This is a genomic window from Actibacterium ureilyticum, assembly GCF_002285435.1.
Classification (GTDB): domain Bacteria; phylum Pseudomonadota; class Alphaproteobacteria; order Rhodobacterales; family Rhodobacteraceae; genus Actibacterium_C; species Actibacterium_C ureilyticum.
Genome location: NZ_NSBT01000037.1, coordinates 1,072,435 through 1,085,504, shown reverse-complemented (window position 1 = coordinate 1,085,504; position 13,070 = coordinate 1,072,435). Strand labels below are relative to the sequence as shown.

Genomic DNA, 13,070 nt, shown 5'->3' with positions numbered 1-13,070 from the left:
CACGGCTGCGGGGCCGGATGGGGGGTATGTAGCCCAAGTTGTGCTTGGCAAAAACCCGGAAAACGGCGCTGCGACCGCTTGCTGCGTCACGATCTGGGCCTTGTGTTTCGTTTCGGCGCGCGCGATGACTTTAGGAAACCAGGGGGACGGTGATGTCGGAACAGCCCAAGATCGCTTTCATGGCCAGCGACACCGCGATCGCGCTGGAGGCACAGCGCCATCTGTCGGCGCAATATGGCAGCGTCGATCCCGAAGCGGCCGATATCATCGTGGCGCTGGGCGGTGACGGGTTCATGTTGCAGACCCTGCATGGGACGCAGCATCTGGATACCCCGGTCTATGGCATGAATTGCGGCACCATCGGCTTTCTGATGAACGAATATCACGAGCCGGGGCTGATGGAGCGTCTGGCCGATGCCGAGGAAGAGGTCATCAATCCGCTGAAGATGCGCGCGATCAGCGCGGACGGAAAGGTGCACGAGGCGCTGGCGATCAACGAGGTCTCTCTGCTGCGCGCGGGGCCACAGGCCGCCAAGCTGCGCATTTCCATCGACGGCAAGGTGCGTCTGGACGAGCTGGTCTGCGATGGCGCGCTGGTGTCGACGCCCGCGGGATCGACCGCCTATAACTATTCCGCGCATGGGCCGATCCTGCCCATCGGGTCGGATGTGCTGGCGCTGACGGCGATGTCTGCGTTCCGGCCCCGCCGCTGGCGCGGTGCGCTGCTGCCCGCCGGGGCCGAGGTGCGGTTCGATGTGCTGCAATCGAAGAAGCGCCCGGTCATGGCCGATGCCGACAGCCGCAGCGCGGGCAATGTCGTTTCGGTCGAGATCCGCAGCGAGCCGACGATCCGCCACCGCATCCTGTTCGATCCCGGCCACGGTCTGGAAGAACGGCTGATCCGCGAACAGTTCGTCTGAGCCTCAGCGGTTGCCGCCGCCCCAGTTTTCGCGCTTGCGATACAGGGTCGACGGCGACACATCCAGCACCCGCGCGGCCTTGGGGATCGAACCGCCGTGGCGGGCGATGGTTTCCTCGATCACCAGTTGTTCGATCTCGGCCAGGGTCTTGCCCACCAGCCCGTCCAGCGTGACATGCGGCTTGCCGGCGGGGGCGGGGCCGTTGGGGGCGTCGTTATACTGTTCCAGCGCGTGGTGCAGCTCGATCGGCAGCATGTCCAGCGTGACCAGCGGCCCCTCGTTCAGCACGACCACATTGCGCAGCACATTCAGCAGCTGGCGCACATTGCCGGGCCAGGGCAGTTTCAGGAACAGCGCCCGCACATCCGCGCTCAGATCGCTGAAATCGCGCCCCTCTTCCTGCGAATAGCGCGCCAGGGCGGCGCGGGCGATCTGCACGATGTCATCGCCCCGGTCACGCAGCGGCGGCAGGTGGATCGGCACCACATACAGGCGGTAATACAGATCCTCGCGGAACCGGCCGCGCCGGACTTCCTCCATCGGGTCGCGGTTTGTGGCGCAGATGATCCGCACATTGACCTTGCGCGGATGCGCCGCGCCCACCGGCTGTATCGTCGACGTCTGCAGGAACCGCAGCAGCTTGGTCTGCAGGTTCAGATCCATCTCGCAGATCTCGTCCAGGAACAGCGTGCCGCCATCGGCCACCGCCGCCGCGCCGGGCTTGTCCGAGATCGCCCCGGTGAACGACCCCTTGAGGTGGCCGAACACCTCGGATTCCAGCAGATCGGCGGGGATGGCGCCGCAATTCAGCGGCACGAAGGGTCCGCTGGCCCGGTGCGAGACCTTGTGCACCGCCTGGGCGCAGATCTCCTTGCCCGTGCCGCTTTCGCCGAAGATGAACACCGACGCCATCGACCGGCCCACCGACTGGATCCGGGAATAGACCTCGGCCATGACGGCCGAGTCGCCGACGAATTCGCTGAAGGCCGCGGTGTCGATCGCCTCGGGCGTGCCGCGGCGCACGGGGCGCATGTCGCTCAGCGCGTTGTCGACGGCATTCAGCAGCCGCTGTTCGTTGAAAGGCTTCAGCAGGAACTCATAGGCACCGCGCCGCATCGCCTCGACCGCGCGGTTGATCGAGCCATTGGCGGTGACGACGATGATGTTGGTCTCGGGCTTCAGGCGCAGCATGTCCTGCATCAGGTCCAGACCGTTCCGGTCGGGCAGCATCAGGTCCAGCAGCACCACATCGGGCAGGATGTCGGCAAACTTCGACAGCCCGTCGGCGGCGTTTGCCGCCACCCGGACCGCGTGCCCGGCCCCCGTCAGGACGGTTTCGTAAACCATCTGCAAGGATGGTGTATCCTCGACCAGCAGCAGAGGTTTCATGCGTCCGCCCCGCCGAACCGGTCGGCCTGTTCGCCCGAGATCCGGTCAATCAGCGCACCAAGGCGGCGCAGCAGGTCCGGCGCCAGATCCAGCAGCGCCGGGTTGTCCTTGTGATGGGCGGCGGCGTTCATCTCTTCGGCCTGTTGTTGCAGGCCGGTCGCCCCGACCGCCCCGGCCAGCGAGATCAGCACATGGGTCTGGCCGCGCACCAGCGCGTGGTCGCTGTCGCGGATGCCCTGGGCGATGCCCTGTTGCACGGTGGTGAAATCGCTGTGCAGCCGCCGCAACAGCTCGGCCCCGCGATCGGCGCCGGACAGCGCCAGCAGACGGTCCAGTTGAAGACTGTCCAGCGGCGGTTCCTCGCGGGCCGGGATCGCGCGGTCGGTGGCCGGATAGACCCCGCGCCGGGTCAGCACGGTGGCGATGGCGGCGCCGAAACCTTCCAGGCTCAGGATCGGCTTGGCCAGGATGCCATCGGCGCCGGCGTCATAGATCTCGGCGCGGTTGCCGCTCAGCACATAGGCGGTGACAGCCAGGATCGGCAGGTCCTGTGACCGCGGGCAATCGGTCTGTCGCAGGGTGCGGATCAGGTCCAGCCCTGACAGGCGGGGCATTTCGATATCGATCAGCGCCAGATCGGCGCTGGTTTCGTGCAGCATCGTCAGCGCGGCCTGCCCATCCGCCGCCGTCAGGTAATCGGCACCCAGCGTATCCAGCATCTGGCAGATCAGCAGCCGGTTGGTGGCGTTGTCTTCGGCAACCAGGACGGTTTGCCCGGTCAGGTCCGGCAGCCCCTCGGTCGCCGAGGGCAGGGCGACACCCGGCGCCCAGGTGGCGCGCGGCATCAGAACCGTCACCTCGGCGCCGCCATCGGGGTGATTGCCGACCTCCATCGTTGCGCCGATCTGCTTGGCCAGGTCATGCACGATCCGCAGGCCCAGCCCGGTGCCCGGCTTGTCGTTTTCGGGCGTGCGGCCGTGCAGGTCGAACAGCCGCGCCAGCGCCCCGTCGCTGAACCCCGGGCCGGTATCGCGGACGGTCCAGGCCAGGGTCTCGCGCGGCCGCAGCGACACCTGAAGCCGGACCTCGCCGGTATCGGTGTATTTGATCGCGTTGCCCAGAAGGTTGCTCAGGATGCGTTCGATGGCGCCGGTATCGCCGCCGATCTGCGTGGGCAGGTCGACATCGGGTTGCAACGCGAAGCGCAGCCCCTTTTCGCGCGCCTTGGCGGACCAGCGGGCCTCGATCCGGTGCAGGGTCTCGTCCAGTGCCAGAACCGAATGCGCCCCGGAATCCAGGCCGGTCTCGCCGATCACCAGCGCCAGCATCTCGTCGCTGAGCCGGGCCAGCTGCTCGCTGGCGCTGCGCACCCGTTCCAGCTGTTCCAGCGCCTCTGCAGTCAGGCCGGTCAGGTCGGCCAGTTGCAGCCCGGCGGTGATGTCCGAAACCGTGTTGCGGATGTCGTGCCCCAGCAACACGGCGCGCTGTCGAACCGTGTCGTCCTGTTCCGGAACGGCGGCCACCGGATCAGGCGTCATCGCGCGTTCTGTCGTGCGGATGCGAAAGGGTGCAGTGATACATCGGGCCCACTTGGCGGTTGCGTCAGGGGTGTATACCCCGAAACCGTCAACGCACAAACAGCTTTGCCCGGCCCGCCGGGGGCCGGGCGGCCCCGTCACGATGCGGGATAACCCAGACCTTTGAGGGCGTCCGCGATCTCGTCCAGGATGTCCGGATCGTCGATGGTCGCGGGCATCTTGAAGCTTTCGCCATCGGCGATCTTGACCATCGTGCCGCGCAGGATCTTGCCCGAGCGTGTCTTGGGCAGGCGGTCGACCACGGTGGCCAGCTTGAACGCCGCAACCGGGCCGATCTGCTCGCGCACCAGCTTGACGCATTCCTTGACCACATCGCCGTGATCGCGATCCGCGCCGGTGTTCAGGCACAGGAACCCCATGGGCATCTGGCCCTTCAGCTTGTCCGCCACGCCGATCACCGCGCATTCCGCGACATCGGGATGGGCGGCCAGGACCTCTTCCATCGCGCCGGTCGACAGGCGGTGGCCCGCCACGTTGATTACGTCATCGGTGCGCGCCATGATGTACAGATAGCCATCCTCGTCCTTCATCCCCGCATCGCCGGTCTCGTAATAGCCGGGGAAGTGATCGAGATAGGATTTCCTGTAGCGCGCTTCGGCATTCCACAGGTTCGGCAAAGTGCCCGGCGGCAGCGGCAGCTTGATCGCGATCGCGCCCAGCTGGCCATCGGCGACCTCGTGCCCGGCCTCGTCCAGGATGCGCACGTCATAGCCCGGCATCGGCACCGACGGGCTGCCCAGCTTGACCGGTAGCTCCTCGATCCCCAGCGGGTTCGCGGCGATGGCCCAGCCGGTTTCGGTCTGCCACCAGTGGTCGATCACCGGCACGTTCAGCTGGTCCTGCGCCCATTTGATCGTGTCGGGGTCGGCGCGTTCACCGGCCAGGAACACGGCCTTGAGGCAGGACAGATCGTATTTCTTGACGAACTCCCCGGTCGGGTCGTCGCGCTTGACCGCGCGGAATGCGGTGGGGGCGGTGAAGAAGCTTTTGACGTTATGTTCGGAAATCACCCGCCAGAACGTGCCCGCATCGGGGGTGCCGACGGGCTTGCCTTCGAACACGATGGTCGTGTTGCCGTGGATCAGCGGGCCATAGCAGATATAGCTGTGGCCGACGACCCAACCCACATCCGACGCGGCCCAGAACACGTCGCCCGGATCGACGTTATAGACATTCTTCATCGTCCAGTTCAGCGCGACCAGCTGCCCGGCGGTGTGCCGGATCACGCCCTTGGGCTGGCCGGTGGTGCCGGACGTATACAGGATATAGGCCGGGTGGTTGCCCTCGACCGGGACGCAGTCCGCCGGTTCGACGCCATACTGGAACCCGTGCCAGTTCACATCGCGCCCCTCTTCCAGATGCGCGACCTCTTGCTCGCGCTGGAAGATCACGCAGAAATCGGGTTTATGCGTGGCCTGGTCGATGGCGCCGTCCAGCAGCGGCTTGTAATGCACGACGCGGCCCGGCTCCAACCCGCAGGAGGCGGCGATGATGCATTTGGGCTTGGCGTCGTCGATCCGCACCGCCAGCTCGTGCGCGGCGAACCCGCCGAAGACGACCGAATGGATCGCCCCCAACCGCGCGCAGGCCAGCATGGCCTCCAGCGCCTCGGGGATCATCGGCATATAGATGATGACGCGGTCACCCTTTTCCACGCCCTTGGCCCGCAGCGCCCCGGCCAGCAGGGCAACCCGGTTGCGCAGCTCGACATACGAGATCGAGCGCTTGGTGTGGGTGATCGGGCTGTCATAGATGATCGCCGTCTGCTCGCCGCGCCCGGCCTCGACATGGCGGTCGACGGCGTTCCAGCAGGTGTTGACCATCCCGTCCGAGAACCATTCGTAAAGCGGGGCATTTTCGTCAAACAGCGCCTTCGACGGCTTCTTGTCCCAGTCGATGCTTTCGGCGGCCTGCATCCAGAACGCGTTGGGGTCCTGGTTCCAGCTGTCATAGACGTCTTTGTATGCCATGGTATCCTCCTCCGGGTGTCGCTTCGTGTTACGAAGCAGGTCCCGCTGGGGCAAGTCAGGAAACCGCTGACGTGTCAGATTGGCGCAGAATATTTGCAGATATGCCCAAGGGCTCTCTGCAAACTTTTGCATAATTTGAATAATCTGGGGTATTTGCGGTTAATTCTGGATCAAATCGCAAATCTGCAAATTTGCCCTGCAAACCGCGGCCCCGGCGACCCCGCCGCGGGGTCAGCCGTAATGCGCCACCGGGGTGCCGGCCAGGGCGGACATGTTCAGAAGGCCCCGCGCGGTGATCGACGGGGTGACGATATGGGCGCGGTTGCCCATCCCCATCAGGATCGGGCCGACCTCCAGCCCGCCGGCGCGCATCTTCAGAATGTTGCGAACCCCGCTGGCGGCATCGGTATTTGCAAAGACCAGCACATTCGCCGCGCCGCGCAAACGGCCGCCGGGGAAGATGCGCTCGCGCAGATCTTCGTCCAGCGCGGCGTCGACATGCATCTCGCCCTCATAGGCGAAGTCGGGCTCCAGCGCCTCGAGCAGTTCCAGCGCCCCGCGCATCCGCAGCCCGGTGTCGCAATCCAGGTTGCCGAACTGCGAATGCGAGCACATGGCGATGTTCGGCTCCAGCCCGAAACGACGCACATGGCGCGCGGCGCCGATCACGGTTTCCATGATCTGCTGCGGTGTGGGTTCGGGATGCACATGGGTGTCGGCGATGAAAAGCGGCCCGTCCTCCAGGATCATCAGCGACAGCGCGCCCACCGGGTGCAGCCCGTCCCGCGCCAGAACCTGCCGGATATAGTTCAGGTGCCACAGGTACTGCCCGAACGTACCGCAGATCAGGCTGTCGGCCTCGCCCCGGTGCACCATGATGGCGGCAATCGCGGTGGTGTTGGTCCGCATGATCGCCTTGGCCAGGTCGGGCGTCACGCCGCGCCGCGCCATCAGCTTGTGATAGGTCTCCCAATAGTCGCGATAGCGCGGGTCGTTTTCGGGGTTCACGACCTCATAATCGCGGCCCGCGCGAATGGTCAGGCCCGCGCGTTCCGACCGTGCCTCGATCACGTCGGGGCGGCCGATCAGGATCGGGATATCGGTGGTCTCTTCCAGCATGGCCTGCGCGGCGCGCAACACGCGCTCGTCCTCGCCCTCGGCGAAGACGATATTGCGCCGCGCCTGGGCGGCCGCCGAAAAGACCGGGCGCATGATCAGTGCGGATTTGAACACCGAACCGTCCAGGTTTTCCTTGTAGGCGGCGAAATCCTCCAGCGGCCGGGTGGCCACGCCGGAATCCATCGCGGCCTTGGCGACCGAACTGGCGACCACGCCCATCAGGCGCGGATCGAACGGCTTCGGGATCAGGTAATCGGCGCCAAAGGTCAGCTGTTCGCCCTTGTACGCGGCGGCGGCCTCGGCGCTGGTGGTGGCGCGGGCCAGGGCAGCGATCCCGTCGATACAGGCCAGCTGCATGTCGTCGTTGATCTCGGTCGCGCCCACATCCAGCGCGCCCCGGAAGATGAACGGAAAGCACAGCACGTTGTTGACCTGGTTGGGATAATCCGACCGCCCTGTGGCCATGATCACATCGGGCACCACCGCGCGGGCCGCGTCGGGCAGGATCTCGGGCGTGGGATTGGCCAGCGCGAAAACGATGGGGCGCTTGGCCATCCGGCCGACCATCTCGGGCGTCAGGACATTCGGCCCCGACAGGCCCAGGAACAGGTCCGCACCGTTGATCACCTGATCCAGCGTTCGCAGATCGCTGGGCTGGGCATAGGCGGCCTTTTGCGGGTTCATATCCTCGGTCCGGCCTTCGTGGACCAGCCCGTGAATGTCGCAGAGCCACACGTTTTCGCGTTTGACGCCCAGCTTCAGCAGCATGTTCAGGCACGCGATCCCCGCCGCCCCGCCGCCGGTCGACACGACCTTGATATCCTCGAATGTCTTGCCCGCGACATGCAGCGCGTTGGTTGCCGCCGCGCCCACGACGATGGCGGTGCCGTGCTGGTCATCGTGGAACACCGGAATGCCCATGCGTTCGCGGCACAGCTTTTCGACGATGAAGCAATCGGGCGCCTTGATGTCTTCCAGGTTGATCGCGCCAAAGCTGGGTTCCAGCGCGCAGACGATATCGGCCAGCTTTTCGGGGTCGCTTTCGTTCAGCTCGATATCGAAACAGTCGATATTGGCGAATTTCTTGAACAGGACGGCCTTGCCCTCCATCACCGGTTTGCTGGCCAGAGCGCCGATATTGCCCAGCCCCAGCACGGCAGAGCCATTGGTCACGACCGCCACCAGATTGCCGCGTGCTGTGTAATCGGCCGCGGTGGCCGGGTCGTTCTTGATCTCAATACAGGCCTCGGCCACGCCGGGGCTATAGGCCAGCGAAAGATCGCGCCCGTTGGCCAGCGGCTTGGTGGCGCGGATCTCCAGCTTTCCGGGCTTTGGAAGGGCGTGGTAAAGCAACGCATTCTGGCGGGTGCGGTCTGTTTTTCCGTCGCTCATCCGAGGCTCCTGAAAAAGTTGTTTAGCATTAAACTAAATTCACGCGGTCGGGATAGGCCAAATCGCGCCCCACTTCAAGCGCCGCCACGCAATCCCGCGCCTATGGGCGTGATCGGCTTGCATCCGGCGCGGTGGACACGCAGAGTGCTGGCAGGAGGATCGTATGATGTCGCTTCTCGATCAAGCCCGCGCCGTGCGGGAAAACGCCCACGCCCCCTATTCGAACTTCAAGGTCGGCGCCGCGATCCGCAGCGCGTCGGGCCGTGTCTTTGTCGGGTGCAACGTGGAAAACGTGGCCTATCCCGAAGGCACCTGTGCCGAGGCCGGGGCCATCGCCGCCATGTGCGCGGCGGGCGAATACCAGATCGCGGCGGTCGCGGTGATCGCCGACAGCCCCGATCCGGTGCCGCCCTGCGGCGGCTGCCGCCAGAAGCTGGCGGAATTCGCCGATGGCGCGGTGGTCGTCACATTGGCCACTACGGACGGCGCGCAGCTGGAAACCACCGTGGGCGATCTGTTGCCCGGCGCGTTTGGCGCCGATCACATGGCGCGCAGTTAAGACGATGGAGCCGCGCGTGATCATCGCCAAGCTGCGCGACCGCCAGCGTCCCAGCGCCGACGAGCTCGCCTGGTTTGCAAACGGGCTGGCCGATGGGTCGGTCAGCGATGCGCAGGGTGGGGCCTTTGCCATGGCGGTGCTGCTGAACGGGCTGGGCGATGAGGGCCGTGTCGACCTGACCCGGGCCATGCGCGACAGCGGACAGGTTTTGAAATGGGACCTGCCGGGGCCGGTGCTGGACAAGCATTCCACCGGGGGGATCGGCGATTGCGTGTCGCTTCTGCTGGCGCCCGCGCTGGCGGTTTGCGGGGCCTATGTTCCGATGATCTCGGGGCGGGGGCTGGGCCATACGGGCGGTACGCTGGACAAGCTGGAGGCGATCCCCGGCTTCAGCCCCGATGTCAGCACCGACCGGCTGCGCGACATCACCGCGCGGCTGGGCTGCGCGATTGTCAGCGCGTCAAAGGACATCGCCCCGGCGGACAAGCGGCTTTACGCGATCCGCGACGTGTCGGGCACGGTCGAAAGCATCGACCTGATCACCGCGTCGATCCTGTCCAAGAAGCTGGCCGCCGGGCTGGATGGGCTGGTGCTGGACGTCAAGGTCGGATCGGGCGCCTTCATGAAGGATATGGATCACGCCCGCGCGCTGGCGCAGGCGCTGGTATCGACCGCGCAAGGCGCCGGTTGCATGACATCGGCGCTGATCACCGACATGGATCAGCCGCTGGTGCCGTCTGCGGGCAACGCGCTGGAGGTGATCGAGGTGATGAGCGTCCTGACCGGCAAGCGCAGTGGCACCCACCTGTGGCAACTGACCTGCGATCTGGGGGGCGAGCTGCTGGCGCTGGGCGGGCTGGCCGCCGATGCCGAGGATGGCGCGGGCCGGATCGCCGGGGCCATGCAATCGGGTGCCGCAGCAGAACGGTTCGGCGAGATGGTCGCCGAACAGGGCGGGCCGGTGGATTTCATCGAACGCTGGCGCGACCGGCTGCCCGCCGCGCCGGTGCTGCGCCCGGTGCCCGCCGGGCGCTCGGGCTATGTCTGTGCCATCGACGGTCAGGCGCTTGGCTTGGCCGTGGTGGCTTTGGGTGGTGGCCGTCGGGTTGAAGGTGACCGGATCAACCCGTCGGTCGGGCTGTCGGACCTGTTGCCGCTGGGGGCCGAGATCGACCCCGACATCCCGCTGGCCATGGTCCATGCCGCCACGGGCGATGCCGCCGATGCCGCGGTCGACGCGGTGCGCGCGGCCTATGTCATTGGCGATGTGCCACCCGCGCCGCAGCCATTGGTGCGCGAAAGGATCCGGCAATGACCCGCGCCTTTCTGATCGTGATGGATTCCGTGGGCTGCGGCGGTGCGCCGGACGCGGACCGGTTTTTCAACGGCGATGTGCCCGATACCGGCGCGAACACGCTGGCCCATATCGCGCAGGCCTGCGCAGGTGGCAGGGCCGAGGAGGGGCGCAGCGGCCCGTTGCACATGCCGCACCTGGATGCGCTGGGGCTGGGGGCGGCGATCCGTCTGGCCTCGGGCACCGACGCGCCGGGGCTGGGCGCCGCGCCGCAGGGCATCTGGGGCGCCGCGACCGAAATCAGCCCGGGCAAGGACACGCCCTCGGGTCATTGGGAACTGGCCGGTGTGCCGGTGCCGTGGGACTGGCACTATTTCCCCGACACGCCCCCCGCCTTCCCTGAGGATCTGGTGACGCAGGTCTGCCGCCTTGCCGGGACCGATGGCATCCTGGGCAATTGCCATGCCTCGGGCACCGTGATCGTGAACGAACTGGGGGCCGAGCATCTGCGGACGGGGTGGCCCATCTGCTATACCTCGGCCGACAGCGTCTTTCAGATTGCCGCGCATGAGGAGGGCTTCGGCCTGCAACGGCTGCTGGATCTGTGTCAGGCGCTGGCGCCGACCCTGCACGCGATGAAGGTGGGCCGGGTGATCGCGCGCCCCTTTGTCGGCACGGTCGCGGATGGCTTCACCCGCACCACGAACCGCCACGACTATGCCATCGCGCCCCCCGCGCCGACCCTGTGCGACTGGGTGCAGGGCGCGGGGCGCAAGGTGCATGCGGTGGGCAAGATCGGCGACATCTTTTCCATGCGCGGGATCGACGATGTGGCCAAGGGGGCGGATGCCGATCTGATGGGCCATCTGCTGCGGCTGGTCGAAACGGCCGAGGATGGCAGCCTGACCTTCGCCAATTTCGTGGAATTCGACAGCCTTTACGGCCATCGCCGCGATGTGTCGGGCTATGCCCGCGCGCTGGAATGGTTCGACGCGCAGCTGCCCGCGCTGCTCGCCGACGCGCGGCCGGGCGACCTGTTCCTGTTCACCGCCGATCATGGCAACGATCCAACCTGGGTCGGCACAGATCATACGCGCGAACGTGTCCCGGTGGTGGGGTGGGGCGACCCGCGCGCGCTGGGGCTGATCGGGTTTCAGGACGTGGCGCATCTGATCGCAGATCATCTGGGGGTGGGGCATGCGTGATCTGCCCAAGGTCGAACTGCACCTGCATCTGGAAGGGGCCGCGCCGCCGGAATTGATCCGCCAGATGGCGGTGGAAAAGTCTGTGGATATCTCGGGCATCTTCGGGCCCGATGGCGGCTATGCCTATCGCGATTTCTGGCACTTCCTTCAGGTGTACGAGGCCGCGACCAGCGTCCTGCAATCGCCCGAGGATTACGCCCGGCTGACCACGGCGGTGCTGGAGGCCTGCGCCGAGAACGGCGTGATCTATTGCGAGAGCTTCATCTCGCCTGACTTCTGCGGCGGGCGCGATCTGTCGGCCTGGCGCGACTATCTGCATGCCATACGCGAGGCCGCCGATGCCGCCGAACGCCGCCACGGGATCACCCTGCGCGGGATCGTCACGCCGATCCGTCATTTCGGCCCCGATGCCGCGCGCGAGGCCGCGCTTTGCGCCGCCGAAACCGCCGGTGACTGGATCGTGGGTCTGGGGATCGGCGGAGATGAAAAAGCCGGACATTTCAAGGATTTCGAATACGCTTTTGATATGGCGCGCGAAGCGTATCTGCGGCTAACGGCCCATGCGGGCGAATGGGGCGGTCCGCAATCGGTGCGCGATGCGCTGACCCATCTGCGGGTCGAGCGGATCGGCCATGGCGTGCGCGCGATCGAAGACCTTGCGCTGGTCGATGAGCTGGCGGAAAACGGCACGGTGCTGGAGGTCTGCCCGGGCTCGAACGTGGCACTTGGGCTTTATCCCGACTGGCGCGCGCATCCCATCGACCGGCTGCGCGAACGCGGGGTGAAGGTCACGGTGTCGACCGACGATCCGCCGTTTTTCCACACCACGATGACGCAGGAATATAACCGGCTGGCCGATGCGTTCGGCTGGGACGAGGCGGTGTTCACAGATCTGAACACCGTTGCGGCCAAGGCTGCGTTTTGCGATGAAGAAACCCGCGCCAAGATACTGAAACGCCTGGAGGTTCCCGATGCCTGAACACCTGACCATTGTCGATCACCCGCTGGTCCAGCACAAGCTGACGCTGATGCGCGACAAGGGTACGTCGACTGCGGGCTTTCGGCAGTTGTTGCGCGAGATTTCGCACCTGCTGGCATACGAGGTCACGCGCGAGCTGAAGATGACGACGCGCAATATCGAGACCCCGCTGACGGAACTGGACGCGCCGGTTCTGGCGGGCAAGAAGCTGGCGCTGATTTCGATCCTGCGGGCGGGCAACGGCTTGCTGGACGGTATCCTGGATCTGATCCCGTCGGCCCGCGTGGGGTTCGTGGGCCTGTACCGCGACGAGGAAACCCTGCAACCGGTGCAGTATTATTTCAAGGTGCCCGAGGGGCTGGAGGATCGGCTGGTGATCGCCGTCGATCCGATGCTGGCCACCGGGAATTCGTCCGTTGCGGCGATTGATCTGCTGAAAAAGGCCGGGGCCAAGGACATTCGTTTCCTGTGCCTTCTGGCCTCGCCCGAGGGGGTCGCCAAGATGAAAGAGGCGCATCCCGATGTGCCCATCGTCACCGCGTCGCTGGACCAGAAGCTGAACGAAAAGGGCTATATCGTGCCCGGCCTGGGCGATGCCGGCGACCGGATGTTCGGCACCAAGTGATCAAAGACGCTTTACTCGGC

General features: G+C 66.0%; 10 protein-coding genes. 6 read left to right on the top strand and 4 right to left on the bottom strand.

Annotated features, from left to right (window positions below; translation table 11 throughout):
• Positions 1–152 precede the first annotated feature (152 nt).
• A complete protein-coding gene (locus CLM60_RS18430) occupies positions 153–920 on the top strand; it encodes an NAD kinase (protein ID WP_095590535.1) in 768 nt (255 codons plus the stop codon).
• Positions 921–923: 3 nt separating this feature from the next.
• On the opposite strand, the gene CLM60_RS18425 is transcribed toward CLM60_RS18430, so the two are convergent.
• From CLM60_RS18425 to CLM60_RS18410, 4 genes are all read right to left on the bottom strand, one after another.
• The gene (locus CLM60_RS18425) at positions 924–2,309 is read right to left on the bottom strand and encodes a sigma-54-dependent transcriptional regulator (protein WP_095590534.1); all 1,386 of its coding nucleotides are present in this window, start codon (positions 2,307–2,309) and stop codon (positions 924–926) included.
• Positions 2,306–3,847, bottom strand: coding sequence for an ATP-binding protein (locus tag CLM60_RS18420; protein ID WP_095590533.1), 1,542 nt, complete (start codon positions 3,845–3,847; stop codon positions 2,306–2,308). Before CLM60_RS18420 ends, CLM60_RS18425 begins: the two co-directional genes overlap by 4 nt.
• 137 nt (positions 3,848–3,984) lie before the next feature.
• A complete protein-coding gene (gene prpE, locus CLM60_RS18415) occupies positions 3,985–5,877 on the bottom strand; it encodes a propionate-CoA ligase PrpE (protein ID WP_095590532.1) in 1,893 nt (630 codons plus the stop codon).
• A gap of 231 nt (positions 5,878–6,108) precedes the next feature.
• Positions 6,109–8,388, bottom strand: coding sequence for an NADP-dependent malic enzyme (locus CLM60_RS18410; protein WP_095590531.1), 2,280 nt, complete (start codon positions 8,386–8,388; stop codon positions 6,109–6,111).
• 166 nt (positions 8,389–8,554) lie between these two features.
• Here CLM60_RS18410 and CLM60_RS18405 point away from each other — a divergent pair, with 166 nt between their 5' ends.
• The 5 genes from CLM60_RS18405 to upp are packed head-to-tail and all read left to right on the top strand — an operon-like array spanning position 8,555 to position 13,050.
• Positions 8,555–8,947 (top strand): cytidine deaminase, encoded by a 393-nt coding sequence (locus CLM60_RS18405; RefSeq protein WP_095590781.1) that lies wholly within the window; start codon positions 8,555–8,557, stop codon positions 8,945–8,947.
• A 4-nt stretch (positions 8,948–8,951) separates the two neighbouring features.
• Positions 8,952–10,262, top strand: a complete 1,311-nt coding sequence (locus tag CLM60_RS18400; RefSeq protein WP_095590530.1) for a thymidine phosphorylase — start codon at positions 8,952–8,954, stop codon at positions 10,260–10,262.
• The gene (locus CLM60_RS18395) at positions 10,259–11,446 is read left to right on the top strand and encodes a phosphopentomutase (RefSeq protein WP_095590529.1); all 1,188 of its coding nucleotides are present in this window, start codon (positions 10,259–10,261) and stop codon (positions 11,444–11,446) included. The genes CLM60_RS18400 and CLM60_RS18395 overlap by 4 nt, the downstream gene beginning before the upstream one ends.
• Entirely contained in the window at positions 11,439–12,425 is a 987-nt protein-coding gene (locus CLM60_RS18390) for an adenosine deaminase (RefSeq protein WP_095590528.1), read from the top strand. The genes CLM60_RS18395 and CLM60_RS18390 overlap by 8 nt, the downstream gene beginning before the upstream one ends.
• Complete coding sequence (gene upp / locus CLM60_RS18385; protein ID WP_095590527.1) at positions 12,418–13,050, top strand: uracil phosphoribosyltransferase; 633 nt, start codon at positions 12,418–12,420, stop codon at positions 13,048–13,050. Before CLM60_RS18390 ends, upp begins: the two co-directional genes overlap by 8 nt.
• The last annotated feature ends 20 nt before the right edge of the window (positions 13,051–13,070 follow it).